A 26,675-nucleotide genomic window follows, 5' to 3' on the forward strand; every position below is an offset into this window, starting at 1 on the left:
GCCGCGACCTCTCTCTCGATCTCCGGACACGTGCCGGATGTGGGTGTCTGCGCTGACACGCCGGGCCGGACGAAGTGAAACGTGTTCCTATTATGTCTCACCGCTTGCTAGCCTAATGGGCCCGTATCAATTGCCACCTGGAGGCACCGTGAGCAGCGTCAACTCGCTGTCCGTCGAGGACCTGGGGTCCGCGGCACAGCGCGACCGCCGCAAGCGCATCCTGGACGCGACGATCGTCCTGGCCTCGAAGGGCGGCTTCGACGCCGTCCAGATGCGGGCCGTCGCCGAGCAGGCGGACGTCGCCCTCGGCACGCTCTACCGCTACTTCCCCTCCAAGATCCACCTGCTGGTCTCCGCGCTGGGCCGCGAGTTCGAGCGCGCCGAGCTCACGCTCCGCGACAAGCCGATCCCGGGCGACGACGCGGCCGACCGCGTCATCTTCGTGCTCAAGAAGACCACCCGCGGCATGCAGGGCGACCCGCACCTCACCGAGGCCCTCACCCGGGCCTTCATGTTCGCCGACTCCTCCGTGCAGTCCGAGATCCACACCGTGGGCATGCTGATGACCACGATGCTGACCCGCGCCATGCACCCGGGCCAGCTCGAGCTCACCGACGACGACGTCGCGATCGCCAAGGTGCTGGGCGACGTGTGGCTCTCCGCCCTGGTCGGCTGGGTCACCGGGCGCAGCACGGCCGACGAGGTCGCCCAGCAGATCGAGGTCGCGGTCCGCCTGCTGCTCCGCTGAGCGGTCCCCCGAGCCGCCCCGCCGGGCGGCTCAGCCGCCGAACGCGTGGGTGGCGGTCACGCCGCCGTCGATCGCGATCTCGGCCCCGTTGACGTAGGAGCTCTCGTCGCTGGCGAGGTAGACGTACAGCGGCGCGATGTCCGCCGGGTGACCGACCCGGCGCAGGGGAATCTTGCTGGCGCCGTACTCCATCGCGGCGTCGCCCCCGTGCACGCGCGTCATGGGGGTGTCGATCATGCCCGGGTGCACGGAGTTCACCCGGATGCCCTTGGGGCCGAGCTCCATCGCGGCGACCTTGGTCATGCCGCGGATCGCGAACTTCGTCGCGGAGTACGCCGCGCAGGCGGCCATCCCGCCGAGGCCCTCGATCGACGAGGCGTTGACGATCGAGCCGCCGCCGTTCTTGCGCATCGTGCGGGCCACCGACTTCATGCCGAGGAAGCAGCCGAGCTGGTTGACCCGGAAGACCAGCTCGAACTCCTCGACCTCCATCCGCTCGATCTCGCCGAAGCGCAGGATGCCGGCGTTGTTGACGAGGACGTTGACCGGCCCGAAGCGCTCCTCGGTGTCCGCGACGAGCGCGATCCAGGACGCCTGGTCGCTGACGTCGTGGTGGGCGAAGTGGACCGAGCCCGGCGCCACGAGGTCGAGCTCCTTCGCGAGCGCCTCGCCCGCGTCGGTGGCGATGTCCGCGATCACGACCTTGGCCCCCTCGGCCACGAAGGCGCGGCAGATGCCGGCGCCCTGGCCCTGGGCGCCGCCGGTGACGATCGCGATCTTGTCCTTGAGGCGGTCCATGCTCGGTCTTCCTTCTCGGTGGTCAGGCCTGGAGCTGCATGATCGAGTCCGCGGCGAAGCCGACGGCCGGGTCCCGGCCGTCGAAGTAGCCGCCCAGCTGCTGGTCGAGGTCGGCCAGGCTCCACGTGGCGCCGGCCTTGTCGAAGCGCTGCTCGACGACGGGGGCAGCGACCAGGGCGACCATCCCGCCGTACACGACGAACACCTGGCCGGTGATCCGCTCGGCGGCCGGTGAGGCGAGGTAGGCGACCAGCGGCGCGACGTGGTCGGGTGAGTACGGGTCGACCTCCTGGCCCGACTCGTCCTCGCCGAAGACCTGCGCGGTCATGGCCGTGCGGGCCCGCGGGCAGATCGCGTTGGCGCGCACGCCGGAGCTGCCCAGGGCCCGGGCGGTCGACACGGTGAGGGCGGCGATGCCGGCCTTGGCGGCCGCGTAGTTGGCCTGGCCGGGCGGGCCGCTGAGGAAGGCCTCGGACGCCGTGTTGACGACCCGGCCGTAGACCGGCGCCCCGGTCGCCTTGGCCTGGGCGCGCCAGTGGGCGCCGGCGTTGCGGGAGAGCAGGAAGTGCCCGCGCAGGTGCACGCGGATCACGTCGTCCCACTCCTCGTCGCTGAGGTTGAAGAGCATCCGGTCGCGGGTCATGCCGGCGTTGTTGACCACGATGTCCAGGCTGCCGAGGTCGAGGGCGGCCGTGACCAGGGCGTCGGCGGTGCTGCGCTCCCCCACGTCGCCGGGGACCACGGTGGCCGTGCCTCCGCGGGAGCGGATCTCCTCGGCCGCCTCGTCGGCGCCGCCGGGCAGGTCGTTGAGCACCACGCTCGCCCCGGCGTCCGCGAGCGCGAGGGCCTCGGCGCGACCGAGGCCCGCGCCGGCGCCGGTCACGACCGCCACCCTGCCGTCGAGCGAGAGCTGGCCGGACGGGTCGTCGGCTCCCGGGGCCATCAGTCGGCGAGCGAGATCGCCGCGCGCGGGCAGGCCGCCACGGCGCGCTTGACGTTCTCGACGTTCTCGTCGGTCGTCTCCTCGGTGTGCAGCTGCAGGAAGTCGTCGTCGTCCAGCTCGAACACCTCCGGGGCCAGGGCCTCGCAGAGGGCGTTGGACTCGCAGAGGTCGAAGTCGACCTTGATCTTCATGGGGTTCCTCTCTCTCGGGACGTCGGACGGGCAGGGCGACGGATCAGACCATCTTGCGGTGGTCCCACGTCGCCACGTGCTCGGGATGGATGATCACGGCGATCCGCTTGGTGGCCTGCTTGTCGACCATGTCGCGGCCGATGTCGCCGAGCTCCTCGAACGACGAGGCGCCGACCATCCGGGTCGCGACCGCCGCACCGATCGCGTGGATGCGGTCGTGGTCGCGGACGAGCTCGGCGGTGCCGTTGATCGACACCCCGCGCAGCTCGAAGTAGTCGGTGCCGTCCTCGACCAGCGCGCTGACCCGCGGGTCGCGCTCCAGGTTGCGGATCTTCTGGCTGCGGCCGTAGGTCCAGAAGGCGATCTCGCCGTCCAGCACCACGTAGAACAGCGTCGTCAGGTGCGGCGCCCCGTCCTTGCCGATGCTTGCGACCTGCACCTTGAGGTTGGCGTCGAGGAAGTCCGTGACCTCCTGCTCCGACATCTTGACCGCGTCGCGTCCGCTCATGGGTCAGCTCCCTTCGCTCGAGTGGCCCGGGAAGACGTGGGCCGACGGGTCGATGGCCACGGCGGCGTTGTTGACCGCGGTCGCCGCCTCGCCGAACCCGACCGCGATCAGGCGCACCTTGCCGGCGTACTCCGTGATGTCGCCGGCGGCGAAGACCCGCTCCAGGCTGGTGCGCATGGCCGGGTTGACCACGACGTGACGCTTCTCGACCTCGATCCCCCACTGCTGCAGCGGCCCGAGGTCGGCGATGAAGCCGAGCGCGGCGACCACGGCCTGCGCGGGCAGCGTGAGCTGCTCCCCGTCGGCGGTGACGTCGAGCGCCTCGACGTGGCCGTTGCCGCGGAAGGCGGTCACCTCGGCCTTGGTGACGATGCGGACCGACGAGGCGCGGACCTGCTCGACGGTGCGGGCGTGCGCGCGGAAGGCGTCGCGGCGGTGCACGAGCGTGACCGACCGCGCGACCGGCTCGAGGTGCAGGGCCCAGTCGAAGGCGCTGTCACCACCGCCGACGATGACGACGTCCTTGCCGGCGTACGGCGCGAAGCTCGGCACGAAGAACTCCAGCCCACGGCCCAGCCAGCCGTCACCGGCGGGCAGCGGCCGGGGGCTGAACTTGCCGATGCCGGCGGTGATCAGCACCGCGCCGGCGCTGATCTCCCGGCCGTCGTCGAGCCCGACCACGACCCGCTCGTCGCCGTCGGCGCTCGTCTCGTGCCGCAAAGTGGTGGCCGTGCGGTCCAGGAAGTACGCCGGGTCCGCGGTCGTCGCCTGCGCGACCAGGCCCTCGACGAGGTCGCGCCCCTTGATGCTCGGGAAGCCGGCGACGTCCAGGATCTGCTTCTCGGGGTACATCGCCGTGATCTGGCCGCCGAGCTCCGGCAGCGAGTCGACGACGGCGACGCGGAGCCCGCGGAAGCCGGCGTAGTACGCCGCGAAGAGGCCGGTCGGGCCGGCGCCGATGATGAGCAGGTCGGTGTCCACGGGACGCGCGTCGGCGTCGTGGGAGCTGGGTGACGGCACGACGGCGATCCTTCCCCTCCCGGGCGCGGACCCACAAGGGGCACAGACTGGAACGTGTTCTAGTTCGACGAACCTAGTCGGGCCACGGACGGGTGTCCAGCACCGCGCGGCCGGTCAGTTCGTGTCGATGCCCGCGACCAGCCAGCCGCCGGAGGTGTGCACCATCGTCATCTTGACGCGGTACTGCGACACCGAGGTGTCCTTGCCGTCCCGGGTGGTCGCCTGGTTGACGAAGATCAGCGCCTCGACCCGCTCCGACGACGCGCTCATCACGCCGGCCGCGACGACCTGCGACTGCACCTCGGTCTTCGCCGCGACGAAGGCGTCCTTGATCTGCTCCGCGGTCTGGCGGTACTCCGCCGCGAAGGCGTCCGTCATCCGGCTGGTCGCGTCGTCGACCTGGGCGTCGTAGTCCTTGTACGACGTCGAGAGGATCTTCCCGACGTCCTGCGACGCGGTGTCGACCGCGGTCCGGTGCGCCATCTCGCCGGTGACCACCGGTCGCCCGGCGGAGACCACCGGCTCGGAGCGGCCCCAGACGTAGTACGCCTCCGCCCCCGCGACGCCGAGCAGCAGCACCAGCGCGACGACCAGCGCGATGGTGGTCCGTGCGCCGGACGTGCGCGGCTCCTCGTCGTCGGTCGGCGTCTGCAGATGCGCCGACTCGGCGGGCTCGGCGGGCTTCGGCGTCTGCAGACGCGCCGACTCGGGGGGCTCCGGCGTCTGCAGATGCGCCGACTCGGCGGGCTCGGGGACGCCCGAGGCGACGCGGCGCGGACGGGCGGTGGGGTTGCGGGAGCCGACGACGGGCTTGCGCGGCGGGCGGGGGGTCGAGGCCATCGCGATCAGCCCACGAACTGGAGGTGGTTGGTGAGCCAGCGGCCGTCCTCGAGGACGAGGTCGAGCTGGAGGCGGAAGTTCCGCGCGACCGGCTTGCCGCCGGTCTGGTTGTTGGCGACGGTGCCCGAGGTCGCGGCGATCACCGTCGCGCTGTCGGCGTCGACGTCGACGACCCCGGCCCAGACGACGTCGCCGTCCATCACCGACTTGTTCTCGGTCAGCACCTGGGTGACGCCCTTGCTGGAGGAGTCGTACTGCTTGCGGAAGCTGCCGGTCGCCCCGGCGGCGACCTTGTCGATGCTGGCCTGGGCGTCGTCGTAGCGGATGTTGATGAACGCCTCGGCCTCGGTCGTCGCCGCGGCGAGCACGTCGCCGTAGCGGTCCTGGTCGGTCGCGGCGCTCGCCCGGGTGTCGTGGGTGCGGTAGACGAGGAAGCCGCCGAAGACGCAGGCGCACGCGACGAGCAGCGTGACCGCGTAGAGCGCGAGGTTGAGCCCGCGGCGCGGTCGGGGAGCAGCGGTCACGGGCTGGCCACCGGGCCCACCAGGAGCCATTTCCACGAGTCTCCTCCGAGGATCGACAGGTTGCCCTGGTCCTGGAAGCGCACCGGGTCACCGTTCTGGTCGACGGCGCCGTCCACGACGCCCGTCGTGGGATCGTACGAGCCCGTGTAGGAGCGGGGCGGAGAGGGGTTGCCGCTGCCGCCGGGGGCGTACTTCCCACCGCGCATGTTGTACGGCGAGGGGCTGGTGCACCGGGCGGGGAAGATCGGCCCGTCGCTGAGCTGGTCGCCGCGGCGCCACTGGCTCTTGGGCTTGTAGCCCTCGGTGCACGGCTGGACCTTGTTGGCGAACTGCAGGTTCACCCGGCCGTAGCCGTCCGGCGGCGTGCCCGTGAAGCCGCTGGAGATCGTGCGCGGGAAGGTCACCAGCAGCTGCTCGATGCCCGACAGGTGCGAGACCACGACCTGGTTGATGCTCACCGCGTTGCCCAGCAGCACCGGCAGCGTGGGCTCGAGGTCCTGGAGGAGCGCGTCCACCTCGCGGGCCGCCCCGGGCGTCTCCTGCAGGACGGTCCGCAGGTCCCCGTCGCTCTCGCGCAGCGAGTCGGTGAGCAGCTTGAGGTCGTGGGAGAACGAGCGGATGTTCTCGCCGTTGTCGCGCTGGGTCTTCAGGACCGTCATGCCGTTGTCGAGCAGGCTGATCGTCTCGTCCTCGTGCGCGGAGGCCTCGTCGATGAACTTCCCGCCGTCGTCGATGAGGTGCTGCAGCGGCCGGCCGGTGTCGTCGAAGAACAGCCCCAGCTCGTGCACGGTCACCTGCAGCGCCTTCTTGTCGACCGAGCTGACGAACTGGTCGAGCTCGACGAGCAGGTCGGCCTCGTCGACCGGCAGCGACTTCGCGCTGCCGGCGATCGTGCTGCCGTTCTCGGCGTACGGCCCCTGGTCGTCGGGCGGCTCGAAGTCGAGGTACTGCTCCCCCACCGCCGACAGGTTGTGGACGTACATCGGCGAGTCCATCGGCAGCTTCGTGCCGTCCTTGAGCGCCAGGTCGAGCCGGACGCCGTCGTCGTCGACGTGCATCGCAGAGACCTTGCCGATCTTGTAGCCGCGGTAGGTCACCTCGCTGCCCTCGAAGAGCCCGCCGCTCGTGGGCAGGGTCGCGTGGATGGTGATGCCGCGGCCGAGGACGCGGTCGACGAAGCCGAGGTAGGACGCCGTGACGTAGACGATGCCCACGGCGCTCAGCACGAGGAACGCCGCGATCCGGATCCGGACGCCGGTGGTCATCATGACGTGCCTCCGTAGATCGCGGACGGGGCGTACGTCGGGGACGGCTCACCGCTCGCGAACATCGCGCCCAGGCCGGTGGCCCCCGTGACTCCCGGCAGCCCCGGGATCTCCGGCAGCCCGGGTCCGTCGGGCACCTGGTTGACGACCTGGCAGACCTCGTTGTCCTTGTTCTTGTCCTTCTTGCAGGCCTTCTTGAGCTTCTTGTACGAGTCGGCGTCCTTGAGCACCTTGGCGCACGCCTTGGAGCTGATGTCGCCGCTCTGCAGGCACTTCTGCACGTCGCTGAGGACCTGGCCCGGGTCGGGCGGCTCGACCGGCGGGATCGGCAGGCCGGGGTCGTCCGGGATCGGCACGAAGTCGGAGAGGTTGATGCCGGCGCGGATGTAGGCGTTGGCGTAGTCGCCCTTGACGACGTTCGCGGCCTCCTTGGGGAACGGGAAGCTGATCGCCATGTCCAGGCCGGGGGCCAGGCTGTCGCCCGCGTCGCTGAGCTTGCTGAGCACCGGGCGCAGCTCGGCGAGCGTCTTGATCAGGTCGTCCTTGCTGGCGCCGATCACCCGGGTGCCGACGACGCCGAGGTTGTCGAGCGCCTTGAGCATCCCGATCAGCTCGTCGTGCTGGTCGTCGAGCACCGACACGGCCGGCCCGATGACGTCGAGCGCCTCGCCGATGGTCCCCCGCTCCTCGTTGAGGGTCGCGGTCAGGTTGTTCATCGACTCGAGCGCCGAGATGATGTCGGCCTTCTGGGCGTCCAGGGTGCCGATGACGTCCTCGAGCGAGCCGAGCAGGTGCTTGAGCCGGCCGGTCCGGCCGTCCATCACCTTGTTGAGCTCCTCGGTGATCGTGCCGAGCTGGCCGACGCCGCCGCCGCTGAGCAGGAACGACAGCGCGCCCAGGACCTCCTCGACCTCGGGGTTCCGGCCGGTCGCGGACAGCGGGATGTTGTCGTTCGCCCCGAGGCGGCCCTTGGGCTCCTCGTCGGCCGGCGGCTCGAGGGCGACGTACTTCTCGCCCAGCAGGCTGACCTGGCGGATGTCGGCGATCGCGTTGTCCGGGAGGACCACGTCCTTGCGGACCCGCATGGTGATCTTGGCGTGCCAGCCGACCCGCTCGATGTCGGTGACCTCGCCGACGGTCACGTCGTCCACCATCACCGGCGACTTCGGCACCACGTTGAGGATGTCGGCGAACTCCGCCGTGACGACGTAGGAGTCGCCGTCGCTCACGGGACCGCCGGGCAGTGGCAGGTCGTAGGCGCCGTCGAACTTGCAGCCCGTCGCCAGCAGCGCCAGCGTGGCCGCGAGCACGGTCCAGCGCGCCGCCCTCACGAGCCACCGCCCATGAGCTCGCTCAGACCGGCCGCACTGTCGTCGGCGTACTGCCCCTGCGCCCGGTCCGAGGAGCCGAGCACGTCGCCGACGCTCGGCATGCTGTTCTTCGGCAGCTTCAGCCCGCCGCCGCCGGTCTGGTTGCCGTCGCCGGGACTGGTCTGCTCCTCGGCCGGCTCGATCTGCTTGAAGATCTGGCAGGCCAGGTCCTTGCTGGCCTTCGGCAGGCCGGACTGCTGGACGATCGAGCACAGGAAGCCGTCGAGGTCGCCGAAGGTGCCGTTCACGCCGATCCGCGAGCCGATCGACCCCGACTTGTTGTTGAAGGCGATCGCGAGGTTGCCCAGCGCGAGCGGCGCGACCTGCAGGGCGTCGTCGATGCTGCCCTTCTCGGAGTTGATGTTCTTCATCACCCGGGTGAACTTCTCCAGGTCGGTGACCAGCGCGCCGCGGTTGTCGTGGACGAAGGTGCGCACGGTGCCGACGGCGTCCGCGACGGCCGCCAGCGCCTGCCGGAGCTCGACCCGCTCCCCCGCCAGCTGCGACGAGACGCCGCTGAGGTCCTTGATGAAGGCGCGCACCAGCTTGTCGTTGGTGCCGAGCACCTGGGAGAACTTCGCGAGCTGGGTGACGGTCGCGAAGAGGTCGCCGCTCCCCTGGCCGAACGTCGTGGCCGCCTCGGAGAGGTTCCGGATCATGTCGTTGCCGAGCTGGCCCTCGCCCTCGAGGTTCTTCGCACCGGCCCGGAGCAGGTGGTTGAGCGTGCCGTCCTTGTTGACGCCGTTCGGGCCCAGCGCCTCGGACAGGTCGCGGAGGCTGGCGTAGATCCGGTCCAGCTCGACGGGGACGCCGGTGTCGGGCAGCGCGATGTCGGCGCCGTCCGCCATCACGGTCCCCTTCGTGTACGCCGGGGTGAGCTGGACGAACCGGTCGGCGACGAGCGTCGGGGTGACGATCACGGCCTTGGCGTCGTCGGGGACCTTGTACTTCGCGTCGTAGGTCATCTCGACGCGCACCGAGTTGCCCTCGGGGATCACCGCGGTCACCCGGCCCACGTTGACGCCCAGGATGCGCACGTCGGTGCCCTTGTAGACGCTGACCGCCCGCGGGAAGTGGGCGGTGACCGTCTTCTCCTCGCTGGGCGTGCGCACCAGGAAGAAGGTGGCCGCGAGGAGGGCGACGGCCACGGCCACCACCACGACCCGGAGGTTGAAGGACTTCGTCATCGTCGCCTCACCCCTCGTCCGGGACGAACTCGCCGGTCGGGATCGCGGCGAGGTTGACGACGTAGGCGTCGAACCACGGGCCGGTGCCGATGATGTTGCCCAGGATCGAGGCGTAGGGGCCGACGGCGGCGAGCGTCGCCTTCAGCTGCTTCTCCTTGTCGTTGAGCAGGTCGAGCAGGTCGTCGACCTCGGCGAGCGCCGGGGCGATCTGGGCCTTGTTGTCCGTGGCGACGCCGCGGAGCTGGACCGCGAGGATCCGGGCGTTCACGAGCAGCCGGTGGATGGCGGCCTTGCGACGGCGTACCTCCTGGAAGACGAGGTCGCTGTTCTTCATCAGGTCGACGATGTCCTCGCTGCGGTCCGCCAGCACCTTCGTGACGCCCTTGGAGCTCTTCAGCAGCGCCTGGATCTGCGCGTCGCGGGAGGCCACGGTGCGCGAGAGCCGCGAGATGCCCTCGAAGCTGTCGTGGATCTGCGGCCCGGCCGCGTTGACGGTGCCGGAGACGACGTCGAGGGCCTTCTCGAGCTGGTCGGTGTCGATCCGCTCGGTGGTCGTGGTGAGGTCGCCGAAGACGCCGACGATGTCGTACGCCGACTCGGTGCGGTCGAGCGGGATCACGTCGTCCTGGCCGAGCTGGCCGGGCCCGGCGGGCGTCAGGTTGAGGAACTTCTCGCCCAGCAGGTTGAGCACCTCGACCGACGCCTTGCTGTCCGTGCCGAACTCGACACCGCGGTCCACCTCGAAGGTGACCAGCACCTTGTTGCTGTTCTCGAGGCTGACGTCCTGGACGCGGCCGACCCGGATCCCGCCGACCTGCACCATGTTGCCCTTGTGCAGTCCGGAGGCGTCGGCGAACTCCGCCTGGTAGCTGTCGCCGCCGAACCCGGGGAACTTCGACAGGTTGAAGGCCGCCGCCATCACCAGCAGCATCACCACGACGGTGATCGCGCCGAGGCGGAGGACGCGGGCCTCCGAGCGCCGGCTCACGACTGGCACCTCGCAGCCGTGGAGTTGAACGACAGGTGGTTGAGGTCGTGCCGCAGCTGCTTGATCCCGGGGATGCCCTGCAGGATCGGGATGGTGATCTTCCCCTGGAAGCCGCAGAGGTAGTAGTTGTACCAAGACCCGTAGGTGCCGGTCCGGGTCTGGTCGGTCATCGACTCGGGCAGCCGGTCGAGCAGCGCGGTGAGCACCTCGGTGTTCTTCGGCTTGTTCAGCAGGGCGGCCAGCCGGCGGAGCTCGGCGACGTCCGCCTTGACCAGCGGGCGGCCCTCCTTCAGCAGGTCGGCGACGACGGCCGTGAGCTGCGAGACGTTGTCGAGCGACGAGCCGATCGTGGAGCGGTCGCGGGCCAGGTCGGTCATCCAGCCCTTGAGCTCGAGGACCAGCCGGTTCAGCTGCTCGTGGTGCTGGTCGACGGTCGAGAGGGTCTGGCCGAGGTTGTCGATCACCTCGCCGATCAGCTGGTCGCGGTCGGCGAGCGTGTTGGTGAGCGACGCGGTCTTCTGCAGCAGGCCCTCGATGGTGCCGCCCTCGCCCTGCAGCACCTGGACGAGGTTCATGCTGAGGTCGTTGACCTGCTTCGGGTTCAGCGCCTGGAAGAGCGGCTGGAAGCCGTTGAAGAGCACGGTGAGGTCGAGCGCCGGCTGCGTGTGGTCGACCGGGATCGTGGCGTCGGGCTCCAGCGGCTCCGCGCCGGAGTCGGCGCCCTCCTCGAGCCCGAGGTAGCGGTCGCCCACGAGGTTGAGGAAGCGGATCTCGGCGCGCGAGGCGGTGGTCAGCTGGACCTCGTCCTTGACCCGGAAGGTCACCAGCGCCTCGTTGCGCTCGTAGTGCTCGACCTTGCGGACCTCGCCGACGCTGACGCCGGCGATCCGGACGTCGTCGCCCTTCTCGAGCATCGAGGCGCTCGTGAAGACGGCCTTGAACTCGTGCGCCCCGCCGAAGCCGATGTTGCCCATGATCGCGGCGAGCAGGCCGGTCACCAGGATCGAGACGACCGTGAAGATGCCGAGCTTGATCCCGGCGGCGATGGTGACGCTGTTGCGGCTCACGAGCGCGCACCCCCGCCCCGCACGACGGGTCCGTAGAGGAGCGCGCCGAGCGAGCCGTAGCTGTCGGCCGGGCGCCCCGAGGACTGCGCGAGCATCGCGTTGACGATCGCCTTCTCGCCCTCGGTGCCGGCGAAACCGCTGGTGGGGTTCGCGTCCGTGGTGGCCGGCGCGCGCTGCGGCTGGGTGCCGGGCGTCGTGCTCGTGGGCGGGTTGTCGTCCATGTCGGTGCCGTCGTCGAGCGGCTGCGGGCCGATCGGGACGGGCGGGTTCGGCAGCCCGAGGCACCACGGGCCGTGGCCGACCTCGCCGTAGACCGGCCGGTCGCGTTGGTCGTACTCGCGGTACTGCGGGGTGTTGAACTGGAAGTACTGCCGGATGATGTTGCCGGCGAACACCTTGGCCAGGAACGGCTGGTAGCGCGCGAGCCCCTTGAGCAGGCAGGGGTACTCCGGCGAGTAGACCGCGAGCAGCCGGGTCAGCGGCTCGGTGACCTGCCCGATCCGGATGATGTTGGTCTCGTTGTCGGACAGGATCCGCGTCGAGGTGTCCGCGAGACCGGTGAGGTCGCTGAAGAAGACGTCGAGGTCGTCCTTCTTCTCGATCACCGTCTTGCCGGTGACGGTGACGTTGCGGAGCACGTCGATCAGGTCGGGAGCGGCGATGTCGTAGTCGTCCGCGACCTGCGCGAGGAGCACGAGGTCCTGGCGCAGCGTCGGCAGGTGGTCGTCGATCACGCCGAGGTAGGAGTCGAGGTCGTCGAGCGTCTGGCCGATCTGCTCGCCCCGCCCGCCGAGCGCCGTCGCGAGCGCGTTCAGCGTCTTGTTGAGGTCGGCGGGCTGGACCGAGCGCAGCAGCGGGAACAGGTTGGCGAGGATCCGGCTGAGCTCGACGTTCGTCTCGACGCGGCTGGACGGGATCACGTCCCCGTCGGACAGCGACGCCTTCGAGGGCGAGTCGGGCTTCATGAAGGAGATGTACTTCTGGCCGAACAGCGTGGTCGGCAGGATCTGGACGTCGACGTTCTCGGGGATCGCCTTCGCCGCGGCCGGGTCCAGGGCGACCTTGATCGAGGCCTCCTTGCCGTCCTGGGCGATCTCGCGGACCTGCCCGACCAGGACGCCGTTGATGCGCACGTCGCCGAACTTCGCGAGCTGCAGGCCGGCGCGGTCGGCCTTGATCGTCACCATCGTGACCGAGTCGAAGACCTTCTGGTAGACCGCGATCGAGAAGCCGATGAGCAGCGCGATCGCCGTCAGGAAGGCGATGCCCGCGAGCAGCAGCCGGCGGTGCTCCGCCGGGCTGTCGTGGTGGATGTTGACGAGCACGCGGCTACCCCGTGATCCGCACGGTGGTGGTCGAGCCCCAGATCGCGAAGCTCAGGAAGAAGTCCGCGACCACCACGGTCACGATGCTGGTGCGGATCGCCCGGCCCACGGCCATGCCGACGCCCGCGGGCCCGCCCGAGGCGGTGTAGCCGTAGTAGCAGTGGATCAGGATGATCGCGGTCGCGAGGAAGAGCAGCTTGAAGAACGACCAGAGCATGTCGATCGGTGGCAGGAACTGCAGGAAGTAGTGGTCGTAGGTGCCCGGCGACTGGCCGTAGACCAGCGTGGTGATCAGGCGGGGCGAGAGGTACGACGCGCTCAGCGCCACGATGTAGAGCGGGATGACGGCGACGAACGCCGCGATCATCCGGGTCGTCACCAGGAACGGCAGCGACGGGATCCCCATCACCTCGAGCGCGTCGATCTCCTCGGAGATCCGCATCGCGCCGAGCCGGGCGGTGTAGCCGCAGCCGACGGTCGCGGCGAGCGCGATCGAGGAGATCAGCGGCGCCACCTCGCGGGTGTTGAAGTAGGCGGAGATGAACGCGCTGAACTTCGCGACGCCGATCTGGCTCAGCGAGGCGTAGCCCTGGATGCCGACCTCGGTGCCGGCGAAGAACGCGAGGAAGGCGATCACCCCGACGGTGCCGGCGATGAAGGTCAGCCCGCCCGCGCCGAAGGTGATCTCGGCGAGGGTGTTGATGATCTCGCGCTTGTAGCGACGGATCGCGCGCGGCGTCCAGGCGATCGCCTTGATGTAGAACAGCAGCTGGTCGCCGTACGCCTCGAGGGAGTCGCGACGACCCTGGACGAACGCGCTGCCGAGCGCCGAGATGCTCGCCATCAGAGCCCCGGTGGCGGGACGACTTGGAAGTAGATCGCCGTGATCACGGCGTTCATGAAGAACAGCAGCATGAACGAGACGATCACGGACTCGTTGACCGCGCGGCCCACGCCGCTGGGGCCGCCGCCGGCGTTGAGGCCCTTGTAGGCGCCGACGATCGCGGCGAGCCAGCCGAAGATGATCGCCTTGACCATCGAGATGTAGAGGTCGGGCAGCGTGGCGAGCGCCGTGAACGACGAGAGGAAGGCACCGGCCGAGCCGCCGGTGACGATCACGATGAAGAAGTAGGAGCCGCCGATCCCGGCGCCGATCACCAGGCCGTTGATCATCATCGAGACGAACATCGTCGCGAGCACCCGCGGGACGACCAGGCGGGCCAGGGGGTCGACCCCGAGCACCTCCATCGCGTCGATCTCCTCGCGGATCTTGCGGGCGCCCATGTCGGAGCAGATCGCGGAGCCGGCCGCGCCGGCGATGAGGAGGGCGGCGGCGATGGGGGCCGCCTCGCGGACCACGGCGAGGACGGCGGTGGCCCCGGCGAAGGACTGGGCGCCGAGCTGGCCGGTGAGGTTGCCGACCTGGAGCGAGATGACCGCGCCGAACGGGATCGAGACCAGCAGCGTCGGCATCAGCGTGACGCTGGTGATGAACCAGGCCTGCTCGAGGAACTCGCGGGCCTGGAAGCGCGTGGTGAAGATCAGCTTCGTGACGTCGACGACCATGGCAGCGATCTCGCCCGGCCCGCGGATCACGGACACAGCGGAAAATGCCATCGGTCACCTCCCCACGCTTGTCTAGACGGCGGCCACAGACTAGAACGTGTTCTTGTTCGCGGCAATGGGCGCCACGGCGTGTCCCACCCGCTGATCGGTCCGCCCGGATCGGCCCTCGAGGTGACGCCTGTCACAGGCTAGGCCGGGGCGCGGTCCTAGGATGCGGAATGTGGAAGACACCGGCGCCTGGGCAGATTTCTCCCACGACCCCCGCGATCCGGCCCACGCCGGGCTGCGGGCCGCGGACCGCGACCGGGACGCCGCGCAGCACCTGCTGACCGAGGCGTACGCCGACGGCCGGCTCGACCGCGCGGAGTTCGACACCCGCAGCGAGCAGGTGGCCGCCGCCCGCACCCTCGGCGAGCTCCCGCCGCTCCTGGCCGACCTGGTCGCCGCTCCCGTCCGCGGCTCCCGGCTCCCGGCGCGCACCTCCCCCGCCGAGATCCAGGCCCAGGCCCAGCGCGCCTACGAGTCCGACCGCCGCGAGGCGTTCCTCGGCTTCCTCGGCCCCAGCCTGATCTGCCTGGTGATCTGGCTGGTCATCAGCTGGGGCTCCTTCGGCAGCTCGTTCTTCTGGCCGGGCTTCGTGATCGCGGGGACCGGCATCAACGTGGTCCGCACGCTGGTCCGGCGGCAGGACATCGTCGACGAGCACGTGCGACGGATCGAGAAGAAGCAGGCCAAGGACGAGGCCAAGGAGCTGCGCGCCCGGGAGCGCCCCGACGCGGACCCGGCGCCCCGCGACGACGACGGGACCGCTTCGTGACCCGCTCCGCCCGGGAGACCGGCCGCGTGGTCGTGCAGCACCCGTCGGCGGTGCTGCTCGCCGCCCAGCTGGTGGCCGTGCTGGCCTACCCGTTCCTCGACGAGTCGACCACGGGGCGGGCCCTGCTCGGCGTCGTGGGCACGGCGGTCGTGCTGATCGCGGTGTGGGCGGTGCGTCGTACCCCCGCCCTGTCCTGGGTCGCCGCCCTGCTGGGCGTGCCGGCGATGGTGTTCACCGTCGTCGAGGCCTTCCACCCGGGCAACGACGCGATCGTGCTGGTCAACGCGCTGCTGCACGCGCCGTTCTACTTCTTCGTCTCCTACGCGATGATCCGCTACCTCTTCCACGACGACCGGGTCACGCGCGACGAGCTCTACGCGACGGGCGCCGCCTTCACGGTGGTGGCGTGGGGCTTCGCCTACGTCTACGCCGCCGTGCAGGTCGTCTGGCCGGGGTCCTTCATCGGCGCGAGCGGACCAGGCGACCGGAGCTGGTTCGAGCTGCTCTTCCTGTCCTTCACCACGCTCACCAGCGTGGGGCTGTCCGACGTGACGCCGGTGCTCCCGAACGCCCGCTCGTTCGTGATGGTCGAGCAGGTCGCCGGGGTGCTGTACGTCGCATTGGTGGTCGCCCGGCTGGTGGGGCTCACCGTCGCCCGCAAGGCCCGCTGAGCTCCGCTCAGCCCTCCCAGCCGGCGGGCCGGTGCTTCTTCGGCAGCTTCGAGACCACGAGCCGGTAGGACTCGTCCACGGCCTCGAGCAGCTCGTCGTCGGGGATGGCGCCGTCGTACGCCAGGTCGTTCCACCCGGACCGCCCGATGTAGGCCATCACGGTGGCGTCGCCCGGGTAGCGCTCGAGCCACTCGTCCGCGACTTCCCGCGAGGCGCCGCCCTTGACCCCGACTCCCCCGCTGCCGAGGAAGGCGAAGATCTTGCCGGCGGCGCCGTCGCCGACCTTGATGACCGGGTGCTCGTGGTCCCAGGGGTTGTCCGGCCAGGCGCCCGGCTTGGCCAGGCAGTGCTCCTGCATCGTGGCGACGTCCATGCGGTCAGTCCTCGTCGCCCTCGTCCTCGTCGTCGAGCAGGCCGTCCTTGCGGGCGGCGGCCACGATGCGGCGTACGTCGGCGAGCGAGCCGCACCCGTCGTCGATCAGCTGGTTGCGGGCCGTCGCGAAGGCCGCACCGAGCTCGGCGCGGGCGGTCTCGGAGACCTCGTCGCGGGCCGGGTTGAGGATGCTTAGCTCCTCCTCGGTCAGGTGGTGGTTGACCACCTTGGCGAGCTCCTCGACCGCGTCGTCGAACGCCTGGGTGTCGGTGCCCTTGAGCTCGAGGACGGCCAGCAGGGCCTCGTGGCCCTCGGCGTGCTCCTCCTGGCCGTGCTCGGCCTCGTGCTCGCCGACCGCCTTCTTGCGCTTCAGCTGCGGGTAGACGTGCTCCTCCTCGGCGGTCGCGTGCGCGACGTGCAGCGCGGCGAAGGCCTGCCGCACGGCGTCGCGGTCGGAGCTGGAGTCTCGGAGGTCGCGCAGCAGCGCCTCGAAGCGGCGGTGGTCGTCGAGGATCAGGTCCACGACGTCCCCGCTGACGGGTCGGCCCAGGTCGATGGTGGTCATGCCCCGAACTCTAGGGTGGAGCCGATGACGGAGCACCCGGGGACCACGCGCGACCGTCCCCCGCTGGCTGCCGTGGCGCGGGTGCTGGTCGTGACCGTGGTTCTGTCGGTGGTGCTCTCGCTGCTGCACGTGCCGTCGGCCGTGCTGTTCGGCTCGCTGCTGGGTGGGATGGCGCACGCGCTGACGTCCCCCGTGGAGATCCGGGTGCCGGCCACGGCGTTCCGCCTCGGCCAGGCGCTGATCGGCGTCACCATCGGCTCGCTGGTCAGCCTCTCCGCGCTCGCCGGCATGGGCAGCGCGCTGCTGCCGATCACCGCCGTCACGGTCGGGACCGTGCTGGTCAGCCTCGCGGCCGGGCGGCTGCTGGCGGTGCGGCGCGACGTGTCCGAGGTGACCGGCGCCTTCGCGATGATCGCCGGCGGGGCGTCCGGCGTGGTCGCAATCGCCCGCGAGCTGGGGGCGGACGACCGCGTGGTGACGGTCGTGCAGTACCTCCGGGTGCTGCTCGTGCTGCTCACCATGCCGCTGGTGACCGCGCTGGTCTTCCACCCCGAACGGGGCGTCGGGACGTTCGAGGTCGGGAGCGCGACGCTGGTGCAGGACCTGGCGTACGTCGCGGTCGCGCTCGCCGGCGGGCTGCTGATCGCCCGGTTCGTGCCGGTCACGACCGCGACCCTGCTCGGCCCGCTGGCCGTGGCTGCCGTGGTGAGCTCCGCGGGGTGGCTCGGGACGCCGTCGGTCCCCGTGGCGCTGCAGTGGGCGGCGTACGCCCTGATCGGGGTGCAGGTGGGGCTGCGGTTCACCCGGGCCAGCCTGGCGTCGATCACCCGGATGCTGCCGGTCGTGCTGCTGATCATCGTCGCGATGATCGCGCTGACCGCCGCGATGGGTGCGGCGCTGGCGTGGCTGACGCCGGTCGACGGGCTGACGGCGTACCTCGCGACCACGCCGGGCGGGCTGTTCGCGGTGCTGGCGACGGCGGCCGACAGCGGGTCGGACGTGACCTACGTGATGGCGGTGCAGCTGTTCCGGCTGCTGGTGATCCTGCTGCTCACGCCGGCGCTCGCACGACTCCTTCGAGCTCGTCGCGGCTGACGACCGCGCGCGTGCGGCGGCGGTAGCGCCAGACCTGGGTGAGGCCGACCGCCCAGAGGACGTACTGCGCGCTCATCGCCCAGCGGAACGCCGACGGCGGGTAGGTCGTGCTGCCGCCCGGCGTGCGCCAGTCGAGGATCAGCCCGATCGTGACGACCAGCAGCAGGCTGGCCAGGAAGCCGCCCTGGTTGATGATGCCGCTGGCGCTGGCCAGCCGCTCCGCGGGGTTGGAGGTGCGGCCGAGGTCGAAGCCGATCATCGAGGCCGGTCCCCCGATGCCGACGACGAAGGCGAGCACGACGAGCACCGGCAGCGGGGCGTTGCCGGGCCACAGCAGCACGACGGTCCAGATCGTGACGATCGCGCTGACGATGGCGAGCACCGCCGTCGAGCGGTGCCACGGGTGGGCGCCGACGAGCCAGCCGAGGACCGGGCCGGCGCACATGATCGCGACGACGATGACGGTCAGCAGGAAGCCGGCGGTCGCCGGGCTGCGGCCCTCGCCGCGCACGAAGAACGGGTAGCCCCAGAGCAGCGCGAGCGTGGTCGCGGAGAACTGCGTGGAGAAGTGCATCCAGAAGCCGAGTCGGGTGCCGGGGTGCGCCCAGGACGCCGCGAGGCTGGTGCGGACCGCCGCGAAGGACAGGCTCGGGCCGCGCAGGGTGCGGGCGGCCGGTGAGTCGCGCAGCACGAGCAGCGCCAGCACGCCCAGGACGATGCCGGCCGACGCGGCGATGAGGTAGGCCGTGGTCCAGCCGAGGTGGCTCAGCGCCCAGGTCATCGGGATGGCCGCGAGCAGCGCACCGGCCTGGCCGATGGTGCCGGTCACCTGGGTGACGAACGGGATCCGTCGGGTGGGGAACCAGCTGCTCACGAGCCGCAGCACGCAGATGAAGGTCATCGCGTCGCCCATGCCGACGAACACGCGCGCCACCAGGGCGAGCGGGTAGCTCTCGGCAAGCGCGAAGCCGGTCTGCCCCAGGGTCATCAGCAGGGTTCCGGTGAGCAGCACGCTGCGGGAGCCGAAGCGGTCGACCAGGAGCCCGACGGGCACCTGCATGCCGGCGTACACCAGCAGCTGGAGCATCGTGAACGTCGCCAGCTGCGAGGCGGAGATGTCGAAGCGGTCGGCGGCCGTGAGGCCGGCGACGGCGAGGCTGGAGCGGTGGAAGACGGCGACGAAGTAGATCGCGAGGCCGACGAGCCACACGGACCAGGCGCCGCTCTGGACGGGACTGCGGGAGCGGCTCACTTCCGGGATTTTACGCTGCCCTCTCCCGGGTCACCTGGTTGCCTCCATCATCTGGCGGAGCTCCTTCTTGAGGCCCGAGATCTCGTCGCGCAGGCGGGCGGCCAGCTCGAACTGCAGCTCGCCGGCGGCGCCCTTCATCTGGTCGGTCAGCTCCTGGATGAGCTGGGCCAGGTCCGAGCTCGGCATGCCGGCGAGGTCGGCGGCGTGCTGGCCGGCCGCGGCCTTGGACAGCCCGGGCACCGGCTGCTTGGCCTTGACTCCCCCGGCGCGACCCTTGGCCTCGGTGCCGGCCCAGGTCTGCAGCAGCTCCTGGGTGGTCTCGTCCTCGCGCGCCAGCATCTCGGTGATGTCCGCGATCTTCTTGCGCAGCGGTGTCGGGTCGATGCCGTGGGCGGTGTTGTAGGCGACCTGCTTCTCGCGACGCCGGTTGGTCTCGTCGATCGCCCGCTCCATCGAGGGGGTGATCTTGTCGGCGTACATGTGGACCTGGCCGGAGACGTTGCGGGCGGCGCGGCCGATCGTCTGGATGAGCGACTTGTCGGAGCGCAGGAAGCCCTCCTTGTCGGCGTCGAGGATCGCGACGAGCGACACCTCCGGCAGGTCGAGGCCCTCGCGCAGGAGGTTGATGCCGACGAGGACGTCGTAGTCGCCCAGGCGCAGGTCGCGGAGCAGCTCGATCCGCTTGAGGGTGTCGACCTCGGAGTGGAGGTAGCGGGTGCGGACGCCGGCGTCGAGGAGGTAGTCGGTGAGGTCCTCGGACATCTTCTTGGTCAGCGTGGTGACGAGGATGCGCTCGTTCTTGTCGGTGCGCAGCCGGATCTCGTGGATCAGGTCGTCGATCTGGCCCTTGGTCGGCTTGACCACGACCTCGGGGTCGATCAGCCCGGTCGGGCGGATGATCTGCTCGACGGCGTTCTCGGGGCCGCCGATCTTGTCCAGCTCGTAGTTGCCCGGCGTCGCGGAGAGGTAGATCGTCTGGCCGATCCGGTCGAGGAACTCCTCCCAGCGCAGCGGCCGGTTGTCCATCGCGCTCGGCAGCCGGAAGCCGTGGTCGACGAGGTTGCGCTTGCGCGACATGTCGCCTTCGTACATCCCGCCGATCTGCGGCACCGCGACGTGGGACTCGTCGACAACGGTGATGAAGTCCTCGGGGAAGTAGTCGAGCAGGCAGTTGGGCGCGGAGCCGCGGACCCGGCCGTCCATGTGCATCGAGTAGTTCTCGATGCCGGAGCAGGAGCCGACCTGGCGCATCATCTCGACGTCGTACGTCGTGCGCATCCGCAGCCGCTGGGCCTCGAGCAGCTTGCCCTGCTTCTCGAAGGTCGCGAGCTGGTCCTCCAGCTCGAGCTCGATGCCCCGGATCGCGCGCTCCATCCGCTCCGGGCCGGCGACGTAGTGGGTCGCCGGGAAGAGGTAGAGCTCCTGGTCCTCGGTGAGCACCTCGCCGGTCACGGCGTGCAGCGTCATCAGGCGCTCGATCTCGTCGCCGAAGAACTCGATGCGGACCGCGTGCTCCTCGTAGACCGGGAAGACCTCGAGGGTGTCGCCACGGACGCGGAAGGTGCCGCGGGTGAAGGCCATGTCGTTGCGGGTGTACTGGATCTCGACGAGCTGGCGCAGGATCGAGTCGCGGTCGCGCTCCTCGCCGACCTTGAGCCGCAGCATGCGGTCGACGTACTCCTGCGGGGTGCCGAGGCCGTAGATGCAGGAGACCGTGCTGACCACGATCACGTCGCGCCGCGTCAGCAGCGAGTTGGTCGCGCTGTGCCGCAGCCGCTCGACCTCCTCGTTGATCGAGGAGTCCTTCTCGATGTAGGTGTCCGTCTGCGGGACGTAGGCCTCGGGCTGGTAGTAGTCGTAGTAGGAGACGAAGTACTCGATCGCGTTGTCCGGGAAGAGCTGGCGCAGCTCGTTCGCGAACTGCGCGGCCAGCGTCTTGTTGGGCTGCAGCACCAGTAGCGGGCGCTGCACCTGCTCGGCCACCCAGGCCACCGACGCCGTCTTGCCCGTGCCGGTCGCACCCAGCAGGACGACGTCCTTGACGCCCCCCTTCACCCGCTTGGTGATCTCCGCGATCGCGGTCGGCTGGTCGCCGGAGGGCGAGTAGTCCGAGACCACCTTGAAGGGGGCCACCCGGCGCTCGAGATCGGTCACTGGTCGCATGTCCTCCAGCGTACGGGCGACCTCCGACAGTGGGGATGTCGTCGCGTGTGGCGGGTGGGCAGAGCTGGCTCAGGTTGCTGGTCCGTCCGCAATATGACCCCATGACGACGACCCCCAAGGCTGTGGCGATCTATGCGCGGATCAGCAGCGACACCGACGGCACCGGCGCAGGTGTGGCGCGTCAGGTCCAGGACTGCCATGCCCTGGCCGAGCGCTTGACGTGGGCGGTCTCGGGTGAGTACCTCGACAACGATGTCTCCGCCTATTCGGGCCGACGACGCCCCGAGTACGAGCGCCTCCTAGGCGACATCGGCGACGGCTTCATCGATGGGGTGCTCGTGTGGCACCAGGACCGACTGCACCGCAGACCGATCGAGCTGGAGCAGTTCTTCACCGTGATCGACACCGCGGGGATCGCGAACAACGTGAAGACAGTGACCGGAAACAGCGATTTCGGAACCGGCGACGGGGTGTTCATTGCCCAACTGATCGGGGCTGTCGCAGCCAAGGAATCTGCCGACAAGTCCCGCAGGGTGGCACGCAAGAACGACCAGAACGCAGCTGAGGGCAAGCCACACCGCGGGTCCACCCGGCCCTACGGCTACCGCAGTGACTTCACCACCATCGACCCCGAGGAAGCGTGACTGTTCCGCGTCATGGTCGATCGCCTCCTCGCCGGGGAATCGACCCGCTCGATCGCGTCCTGGCTCAACGCTGAAGGACATCCAACGGTGACGGCGCCGACTGGCGCACCAGCACCCTGCGCGGGATGCTGCTCAACCCCCGCTACGCCGGACAACGCGTCCACCCAGGTCAGATCGTTGGGCCCGGGCCATGGGCACCGATCATCGATGAAGACATTCACCGCAAGATCGCGATCGCGTTCCAGGAACGAGCATCCTCGGGTCGACGCGCTCCCCAGCGATACCTCCTCTCGGGGCTGCTGCGCTGCGGACGCTGCGAAAACCGGCTGTTCTCCAGCCCTCGCGCGGACCGCCGCCGCTACGTATGCCTCTCGGGTCCTGACCACGGCGGCTGTGGACGCCTGACCGTGACCGCGCCTGCACTGGAAGAACTCATCACCGAGGCAGTCCTCTACCGCCTTGACAGCCCTGAGCTAGCCGACACGATCCACGGACGCGGCAGCAGTGACGACCGCATCCAAATCCTCTCTACCGACCTCGATGCCGCGGACGCGCGCCGCGAGGAACTGTCTACGGCCTACGGCGAGGGCACCATCGAAATTGCGGAATGGCTCATCGCCCGACGACCCATCGAGCAACGCATCGAGCAGACCACGCGTGCTCTCGCTCGCCTGACCAAGACCAGCAACCTGACGACCTTCATGGGCACTGGTTCGGAACTGCGCGCAGCCTGGGCCGGACTGAACCTCGACCGGCAACACGCCATCGTCAAAGCGGTCCTCGACCACGCCGCTATCGCACCCGGCCGTGCTGGCGTCCAGAGCGTTGAGCTGGAGCGGGTTTCACCGATCTGGCGCGTCTGACCCTCACCGCACCGTCTAGCCATGGCGGTTGATCGGGCACGGTGCGGCGTGGCCGCACCCCCACCCGCGTTCGTCCCTCACGCGCGCGGGGCCCCTGCGGACCCGAGACACGCCGCACCGAACCGCACCCGATCAACCACGCCCCAAAAGATGGTGCGCAATCAGGATGGGTCCCACTCGCTCGGCCCGAAGCATCCCGATTCGTTGCAGCGCAGACACACCCAGAAATCGGCGACCTCTCGATATCCGCGCGGTAGCTGGGCGAGCATCTGGCCCGCCACGGTGTCCCCGAGCGCCCTTGCTGCCTCGGCCCCGGTGAACCACCGCAGCACCCGACTCCCGCAGACCGGGCAGAACTGGCGGAACAGCTGAGCCAACGCCAGATCGGGCACGAGCTCGATCAACGATTCCGACAACGGGTGTGGACCACCCCGCGCACGTTCATCGGCCCGTCGGGCCTCCTGAAACCGCCCACCCTGCGCACTCCTGCGTCGTCTGCTCATGACGCCTTCCTCTCCCGCCTGGCGTCGGGGTCGGGAACCCGTCCGCGCTGCGCTGCCGGGTGGGTTCCCGACCCCGCCAACCAGGAGGGCAGCGACCCGTGTCATGACCCGCCGATCACACACGCGCACCGGGATCGCTTGATCGGCGCAGGACCGCTCGACCCATGCCGCGATCGCAGCCACATCCACGCCGCTCATGCCCACTGAGCCCAGACCGCCGGCGGACCATGCCACGCCGGCTCGTCGTCGGAATGCCACACACGCACCGGAGCGCGTTGACCCAGCAGGTCAGATGCGCGCGCGATCACGTCCTGCGCCGAACGCCCCACACGTGCACTCGGACGGGCCGGAACCCCTGCGCCACGTCGTAGCGATGCCGTCCGTGGATGCGCTGGTCTGCAAACGACTTTGCGACGTACTTCGACAAGTAACCCGACGCCCGCCGCGCTTCTCCCCGAGCGCCAGCGCCCATCGCTCAACCGCTTGATGTGTACGAACCTGTGCCCCCACGCAGATTCGATCAACGAACGTTTGATGTAGCGACACGCCGCAAAGTGCAGGTGCAACCGCTCCTGGTCCTTGTGAAACGCGGGCACCCAGGCGTACGGAAACGCCTCACCGTCAAGCGCCGAGCGGAGACGACGGAAAACAATCCGACATCTCTGCGTGCCTGAGCTGCATCGGTGCAGAACGGGGGCCCGTAAGTCAGCGTTCCCAATCGCGTCAGCTCATTGGACACGCAGTAGCGACGCAGCCGGGCACGTGCCCGACGGGCCGCCTCGAACCGAGCCCGCTCCCGACGAGCCGCCTCCAGTTCAGCCAGCTCCACCGGATCCTCGACCACAGTCCAGCCCGACCCAGTACCTCGAGGTCGCTTGGAGATGAAACAGCCGCCGGCCTCTCCCGCGCCGGGATACAGGGACAACGACCAACCCGCACCAACAGCGGGTACACGAACAGAGCGACCAGACGCAGAGACCTCGCACGACGCAGCAACAGAATGTTGCTGGTTCCGTGCGGTAGTCGCTAGTTGTGCCGGTCAGCTACAGCCCTGGATACGCGCTCTACCGTCCAACGCGTCCCTGCCGACAGTCCCGCCGCGGTCTCTCCTGTGTGCGGAACCCGTTCTTCATCGTCTCTGTCGGGCTCTCCCCGATCCCTTCGAACCAAGCACCGCCAGCATCCGCTACGAACTACACCTATGCAAGCTCCAACCCGCGAATCGTCTAGAGCACGTCCGCAGGCGACGACGAGTTGTGTTGCAGATCAAGTCAAGGTGAGACATGCGTGTGTCGAAGGCTGAGGCTGGTGGCGGGCGCTACCCCCGGTTAGTAGTCGTAGACATCTCTGCTGCGTTGATTCTCCCAGCGATAGCGACGCTCCCACGCTTCGTCTGATTTGTCGTCCATGTAGTCGGATTCACTGAAGACCATGTGCTCGGCTTCGCCGTCGATAGACAGAACCTTCTCCTTGGTCAGCCCCGTCCCGTGCAAGAGCGAGAAGCTGAGCCGAGCATTTGCTAACGGGATACCGGTCAGGTCGACACCACGAAGATCGGCACCAGTGAGATCGGCGCCTGACAGGTTGGCCCGCACCAGGCGCGCTCCTCGCAGGTTGGCACCCGTAAGGTCGGCGCCGCGCAGATCGCTGCCGCTGAGATCTGCCCCTGACATATCAACGTCTTGCAATTGCGCGCCCGTGAAATCAACGCTATCCACAGTGGCATTAGCAAAGGATGCCCGACGAGCAGTCACATCCTGCAATATGGCGTTACTGAGCGTCGATTGAGCCAAATTGGCGGCTATAAGCGACGCCGAGTGGAGGTTAGTCGCAGTCAGGTCGGATAGGCGCAGGTCCACCGACGCTGGAAACGTGACGTCGGCAAGGTTGCCAGCCGTGAGCTTGCAAGATCGAAGATTGACCTGCCCTTCGCCTGCGAGATGCTTCCTTCCTAATTCAGTAAGCGCGGCGATAACGTCCAGCGGAACATCCATGGAGATCCCGCGGGAACTATCGCGCACGAACGCTGCGAGTACCTGACTCACAGTGGCACGATCGCCAGGCGAATCGTTTGCCACTCTAGAAAGGGCGTAGATGCCACCGAGCCGGATGCTCATCGCCTCGTCGCCGAGTTGCTGCACGGCCTCGGTGTATCTACCTGTCGCGTTTGCATCGCGATCCAACTGATGACGCAGATGGGTGTACAGCAGCGTCACTCCAGCGCCGATCGCCGCAATGGTGGCCAGGACTGTTCTACGTTCTTGAGTGAGCGCGTCCGCCCTTTGAGCGGCACTCAGACCTCCAGACGGGATGAGGTTCGGTGGCAGGAAATACAGAAGGACGTATGCCGCAAGCGCAGCTGTTAGGCCAGCCATCACCATCATGCGAAGGCCATTAATCGGCGTGACGTGCAACTCATTTCGCGCATAGGCCCTGCTCCTGAACCACCGGCGCCACCCAGGCGCTTGGTAAAGAATGGCTAGCGCCAAGAGAATAGGCGACCAGTTTTGAGCAATTACGGCGGCCGCCTGACTGGCGATCTGACTCCAGTCGAATCGCAGCCGCATGGCGCGGATTGCAAGGTAGATGGAGGGAGCAACCACTGTAAGGGCTGCGACTCCTGCAAGTAATTCGACACCGTCAATATAAATTGGCGAGCTGTTACGCAGCAATGCAGCAACGGAAAGCGCACCTGTGACTGCAAGACACACTGTGACCCAGCCGCCGGGTAGCTGCTCTAAGCGATCAAACAATCCGATCGAATTATCGAGCTCTAGGGCGGTGGTTGCGGCGAGCGCCCCGCCGATGAAGAACCCCGACCATTCCGGAACACTGGAACCCGGGTCAAAGAACTTGGCCACGTGCAAATAGACCGTAATGCCGACGCCGATGATTAGCCACATCAACGGGAGCAATGCCCATGGCCAATGATCCCAGGCGACGCTCGCGACCCATCTCGCTCCAATACTTATAGGCTCCGAGATCAGTATTACGAGGAAGCCGAGCACGCCCGCAAGAAGCAGGCAGTATCGAGTCCGCAAGCGGAGGCGTTTAGACACGTGGTCGTCGTCGTCATCGCGGTGGCCATGGTGGACAACCTGCTCGTCAAGAAACCTCACCGCGAGACGGTATCTGACAACCGCCCCCTGGGGGCGTCATCTAGCACTCAAGGAACCGCCCCTTGTTTCAAGGCCGGATTCCGTCAGGGCTCGCCGCAGTTCCCCTCACTCGAAGTTGAGGTGGGAGCGGGTGTACTTGCGACTAGCGAGGTTGGCAAGCCAGGTCTGTCCGGCTCCTTCGGACGGCACGATCCGGCCCGACGCCCGCCGACGCGCTTGTCCACAGAAGCGACACCCGCCCCTTTCCTCGATCTCCGAGTTGGCATATAA

Annotated in this window: 26 protein-coding genes and 1 pseudogene; 7 read left to right on the plus strand and 20 right to left on the minus strand. The window is 68.9% G+C overall.

The annotated features are described in order from the left end of the window. Positions 1 to 148: 148 nt before the first annotated feature. Positions 149 to 748: a TetR family transcriptional regulator gene (locus H5V45_RS02120; RefSeq protein ID WP_343061376.1), complete on the plus strand. Its 600-nt coding sequence runs from the start codon at positions 149 to 151 to the stop codon at positions 746 to 748. Positions 749 to 778: 30 nt separating this feature from the next. Here H5V45_RS02120 and H5V45_RS02125 read toward each other — a convergent pair whose 3' ends face one another. The 15 genes from H5V45_RS02125 to H5V45_RS02195 all read right to left on the minus strand — a co-directional run bounded on the left by H5V45_RS02125 (position 779) and on the right by H5V45_RS02195 (position 14,391). Then, entirely contained in the window at positions 779 to 1,546 is a 768-nt protein-coding gene (locus H5V45_RS02125) for a glucose 1-dehydrogenase (RefSeq protein ID WP_185251416.1), read from the minus strand. 22 nt (positions 1,547 to 1,568) lie between these two features. Further along, on the minus strand, positions 1,569 to 2,489 hold the full coding sequence (locus H5V45_RS02130; protein ID WP_185251417.1) for a 3-oxoacyl-ACP reductase: 921 nt from the start codon (positions 2,487 to 2,489) through the stop codon (positions 1,569 to 1,571). Beyond that, positions 2,489 to 2,680, minus strand: a complete 192-nt coding sequence (locus tag H5V45_RS02135) for a ferredoxin (RefSeq protein ID WP_185251418.1) — start codon at positions 2,678 to 2,680, stop codon at positions 2,489 to 2,491. The genes H5V45_RS02130 and H5V45_RS02135 overlap by 1 nt, the downstream gene beginning before the upstream one ends. A 43-nt stretch (positions 2,681 to 2,723) precedes the next feature. After that, the gene (locus tag H5V45_RS02140; protein ID WP_185251419.1) at positions 2,724 to 3,188 is read right to left on the minus strand and encodes a pyridoxamine 5'-phosphate oxidase family protein; all 465 of its coding nucleotides are present in this window, start codon (positions 3,186 to 3,188) and stop codon (positions 2,724 to 2,726) included. Between the two features lie 3 nt (positions 3,189 to 3,191). Further along, positions 3,192 to 4,208 (minus strand): NAD(P)/FAD-dependent oxidoreductase, encoded by a 1,017-nt coding sequence (locus H5V45_RS02145; protein WP_343061377.1) that lies wholly within the window; start codon positions 4,206 to 4,208, stop codon positions 3,192 to 3,194. Between the two features lie 114 nt (positions 4,209 to 4,322). After that, positions 4,323 to 5,048: a hypothetical protein gene (locus H5V45_RS02150; protein WP_185251420.1), complete on the minus strand. Its 726-nt coding sequence runs from the start codon at positions 5,046 to 5,048 to the stop codon at positions 4,323 to 4,325. Between the two features lie 5 nt (positions 5,049 to 5,053). Further along, a complete protein-coding gene (locus H5V45_RS02155; RefSeq protein WP_185251421.1) occupies positions 5,054 to 5,602 on the minus strand; it encodes a hypothetical protein in 549 nt (182 codons plus the stop codon). Beyond that, a complete protein-coding gene (locus H5V45_RS02160; protein WP_185251422.1) occupies positions 5,569 to 6,840 on the minus strand; it encodes an MlaD family protein in 1,272 nt (423 codons plus the stop codon). The genes H5V45_RS02155 and H5V45_RS02160 overlap by 34 nt, the downstream gene beginning before the upstream one ends. Then, a complete protein-coding gene (locus H5V45_RS02165) occupies positions 6,837 to 8,168 on the minus strand; it encodes an MCE family protein (RefSeq protein WP_185251423.1) in 1,332 nt (443 codons plus the stop codon). Before H5V45_RS02165 ends, H5V45_RS02160 begins: the two co-directional genes overlap by 4 nt. Further along, the gene (locus H5V45_RS02170) at positions 8,165 to 9,394 is read right to left on the minus strand and encodes an MCE family protein (RefSeq protein ID WP_185251424.1); all 1,230 of its coding nucleotides are present in this window, start codon (positions 9,392 to 9,394) and stop codon (positions 8,165 to 8,167) included. The genes H5V45_RS02165 and H5V45_RS02170 overlap by 4 nt, the downstream gene beginning before the upstream one ends. Positions 9,395 to 9,401: 7 nt before the next feature. Continuing rightward, a complete protein-coding gene (locus H5V45_RS02175) occupies positions 9,402 to 10,382 on the minus strand; it encodes an MCE family protein (protein ID WP_185251425.1) in 981 nt (326 codons plus the stop codon). Continuing rightward, the gene (locus H5V45_RS02180; protein ID WP_185251426.1) at positions 10,379 to 11,449 is read right to left on the minus strand and encodes an MCE family protein; all 1,071 of its coding nucleotides are present in this window, start codon (positions 11,447 to 11,449) and stop codon (positions 10,379 to 10,381) included. The genes H5V45_RS02175 and H5V45_RS02180 overlap by 4 nt, the downstream gene beginning before the upstream one ends. Beyond that, positions 11,446 to 12,774 carry an MCE family protein gene (locus tag H5V45_RS02185; protein ID WP_185251427.1) on the minus strand — a complete coding sequence of 443 codons (1,329 nt, stop codon included), beginning with the start codon at positions 12,772 to 12,774 and terminating at the stop codon, positions 11,446 to 11,448. The genes H5V45_RS02180 and H5V45_RS02185 overlap by 4 nt, the downstream gene beginning before the upstream one ends. 4 nt (positions 12,775 to 12,778) lie before the next feature. Continuing rightward, positions 12,779 to 13,618 carry an MlaE family ABC transporter permease gene (locus tag H5V45_RS02190; RefSeq protein WP_185251428.1) on the minus strand — a complete coding sequence of 280 codons (840 nt, stop codon included), beginning with the start codon at positions 13,616 to 13,618 and terminating at the stop codon, positions 12,779 to 12,781. Beyond that, positions 13,618 to 14,391: an MlaE family ABC transporter permease gene (locus H5V45_RS02195; protein ID WP_185251429.1), complete on the minus strand. Its 774-nt coding sequence runs from the start codon at positions 14,389 to 14,391 to the stop codon at positions 13,618 to 13,620. The genes H5V45_RS02190 and H5V45_RS02195 overlap by 1 nt, the downstream gene beginning before the upstream one ends. 169 nt (positions 14,392 to 14,560) lie before the next feature. On the opposite strand from H5V45_RS02195, the gene H5V45_RS02200 reads away from it, so the two are divergent. Continuing rightward, positions 14,561 to 15,157, plus strand: coding sequence for a DUF1707 domain-containing protein (locus H5V45_RS02200; RefSeq protein WP_185251430.1), 597 nt, complete (start codon positions 14,561 to 14,563; stop codon positions 15,155 to 15,157). Beyond that, positions 15,154 to 15,828, plus strand: a complete 675-nt coding sequence (locus H5V45_RS02205; protein WP_185251431.1) for an ion channel — start codon at positions 15,154 to 15,156, stop codon at positions 15,826 to 15,828. The genes H5V45_RS02200 and H5V45_RS02205 overlap by 4 nt, the downstream gene beginning before the upstream one ends. Positions 15,829 to 15,835: 7 nt before the next feature. Here H5V45_RS02205 and H5V45_RS02210 read toward each other — a convergent pair whose 3' ends face one another. Together H5V45_RS02210 and H5V45_RS02215 are read right to left on the minus strand one after the other, a co-directional pair. Next, entirely contained in the window at positions 15,836 to 16,201 is a 366-nt protein-coding gene (locus tag H5V45_RS02210) for an MmcQ/YjbR family DNA-binding protein (RefSeq protein ID WP_185251432.1), read from the minus strand. 4 nt (positions 16,202 to 16,205) lie between these two features. Then, positions 16,206 to 16,766, minus strand: coding sequence for a hemerythrin domain-containing protein (locus tag H5V45_RS02215; protein WP_185251433.1), 561 nt, complete (start codon positions 16,764 to 16,766; stop codon positions 16,206 to 16,208). A 24-nt stretch (positions 16,767 to 16,790) separates the two neighbouring features. On the opposite strand from H5V45_RS02215, the gene H5V45_RS02220 reads away from it, so the two are divergent. Further along, a complete protein-coding gene (locus H5V45_RS02220) occupies positions 16,791 to 17,861 on the plus strand; it encodes an AbrB family transcriptional regulator (RefSeq protein WP_185251434.1) in 1,071 nt (356 codons plus the stop codon). Here the strand turns inward: H5V45_RS02220 and H5V45_RS02225 are convergent. Further along, positions 17,818 to 19,113 (minus strand): MFS transporter, encoded by a 1,296-nt coding sequence (locus tag H5V45_RS02225; protein WP_343061378.1) that lies wholly within the window; start codon positions 19,111 to 19,113, stop codon positions 17,818 to 17,820. The two genes, H5V45_RS02220 and H5V45_RS02225, sit on opposite strands and share 44 nt — an antisense overlap. Before the next feature lie 30 nt (positions 19,114 to 19,143). Further along, positions 19,144 to 21,276 (minus strand): excinuclease ABC subunit UvrB, encoded by a 2,133-nt coding sequence (uvrB, locus tag H5V45_RS02230; RefSeq protein WP_185251435.1) that lies wholly within the window; start codon positions 21,274 to 21,276, stop codon positions 19,144 to 19,146. Between the two features lie 101 nt (positions 21,277 to 21,377). Between uvrB and H5V45_RS21490 the strand changes: the two genes are divergently transcribed. The 3 genes and pseudogenes from H5V45_RS21490 to H5V45_RS21495 all read left to right on the plus strand — a co-directional run bounded on the left by H5V45_RS21490 (position 21,378) and on the right by H5V45_RS21495 (position 22,783). Beyond that, positions 21,378 to 21,920 carry a recombinase family protein gene (locus H5V45_RS21490; RefSeq protein ID WP_221633870.1) on the plus strand — a complete coding sequence of 181 codons (543 nt, stop codon included), beginning with the start codon at positions 21,378 to 21,380 and terminating at the stop codon, positions 21,918 to 21,920. A gap of 101 nt (positions 21,921 to 22,021) precedes the next feature. Then, a pseudogene (locus H5V45_RS22190) lies at positions 22,022 to 22,141 on the plus strand (recombinase family protein); the annotation flags it as partial. Next, positions 22,124 to 22,783 (plus strand): recombinase zinc ribbon domain-containing protein, encoded by a 660-nt coding sequence (locus tag H5V45_RS21495; protein WP_343061632.1) that lies wholly within the window; start codon positions 22,124 to 22,126, stop codon positions 22,781 to 22,783. The pseudogene H5V45_RS22190 and the gene H5V45_RS21495, both read left to right, overlap by 18 nt. Positions 22,784 to 24,614: 1,831 nt before the next feature. Here the strand turns inward: H5V45_RS21495 and H5V45_RS22530 are convergent. Next, complete coding sequence (locus tag H5V45_RS22530) at positions 24,615 to 26,405, minus strand: pentapeptide repeat-containing protein (RefSeq protein WP_185251436.1); 1,791 nt, start codon at positions 26,403 to 26,405, stop codon at positions 24,615 to 24,617. Positions 26,406 to 26,675 lie beyond the last annotated feature (270 nt).

This window comes from Nocardioides luti, from assembly GCF_014212315.1.
GTDB classification, from domain to species: Bacteria; Actinomycetota; Actinomycetes; order Propionibacteriales; family Nocardioidaceae; genus Nocardioides; species Nocardioides luti.

Excerpts from the sequence above, each read along its gene's own strand:
- H5V45_RS02125 (WP_185251416.1), bottom strand. The coding sequence starts at position 1,546 with ATGGACCGCCTCAAGGACAAGATCGCGATCGTCACCGGCGGCGCCCAG.
- H5V45_RS02130 (WP_185251417.1), bottom strand. The coding sequence starts at position 2,489 with ATGGCCCCGGGAGCCGACGACCCGTCCGGCCAGCTCTCGCTCGACGGC.
- H5V45_RS02135 (WP_185251418.1), bottom strand. The coding sequence starts at position 2,680 with ATGAAGATCAAGGTCGACTTCGACCTCTGCGAGTCCAACGCCCTCTGC.
- H5V45_RS02140 (WP_185251419.1), bottom strand. The coding sequence starts at position 3,188 with ATGAGCGGACGCGACGCGGTCAAGATGTCGGAGCAGGAGGTCACGGAC.
- H5V45_RS02150 (WP_185251420.1), bottom strand. The coding sequence starts at position 5,048 with ATGGCCTCGACCCCCCGCCCGCCGCGCAAGCCCGTCGTCGGCTCCCGC.
- H5V45_RS02155 (WP_185251421.1), bottom strand. The coding sequence starts at position 5,602 with ATGGCTCCTGGTGGGCCCGGTGGCCAGCCCGTGACCGCTGCTCCCCGA.
- H5V45_RS02160 (WP_185251422.1), bottom strand. The coding sequence starts at position 6,840 with ATGATGACCACCGGCGTCCGGATCCGGATCGCGGCGTTCCTCGTGCTG.
- H5V45_RS02170 (WP_185251424.1), bottom strand. The coding sequence starts at position 9,394 with ATGACGAAGTCCTTCAACCTCCGGGTCGTGGTGGTGGCCGTGGCCGTC.
- H5V45_RS02190 (WP_185251428.1), bottom strand. The coding sequence starts at position 13,618 with ATGGCGAGCATCTCGGCGCTCGGCAGCGCGTTCGTCCAGGGTCGTCGC.
- H5V45_RS02195 (WP_185251429.1), bottom strand. The coding sequence starts at position 14,391 with ATGGCATTTTCCGCTGTGTCCGTGATCCGCGGGCCGGGCGAGATCGCT.
- H5V45_RS02210 (WP_185251432.1), bottom strand. The coding sequence starts at position 16,201 with ATGGACGTCGCCACGATGCAGGAGCACTGCCTGGCCAAGCCGGGCGCC.
- H5V45_RS02215 (WP_185251433.1), bottom strand. The coding sequence starts at position 16,766 with ATGACCACCATCGACCTGGGCCGACCCGTCAGCGGGGACGTCGTGGAC.
- H5V45_RS02220 (WP_185251434.1), top strand. The coding sequence starts at position 16,791 with ATGACGGAGCACCCGGGGACCACGCGCGACCGTCCCCCGCTGGCTGCC.
- uvrB (WP_185251435.1), bottom strand. The coding sequence starts at position 21,276 with ATGCGACCAGTGACCGATCTCGAGCGCCGGGTGGCCCCCTTCAAGGTG.
- H5V45_RS21490 (WP_221633870.1), top strand. The coding sequence starts at position 21,378 with ATGACGACGACCCCCAAGGCTGTGGCGATCTATGCGCGGATCAGCAGC.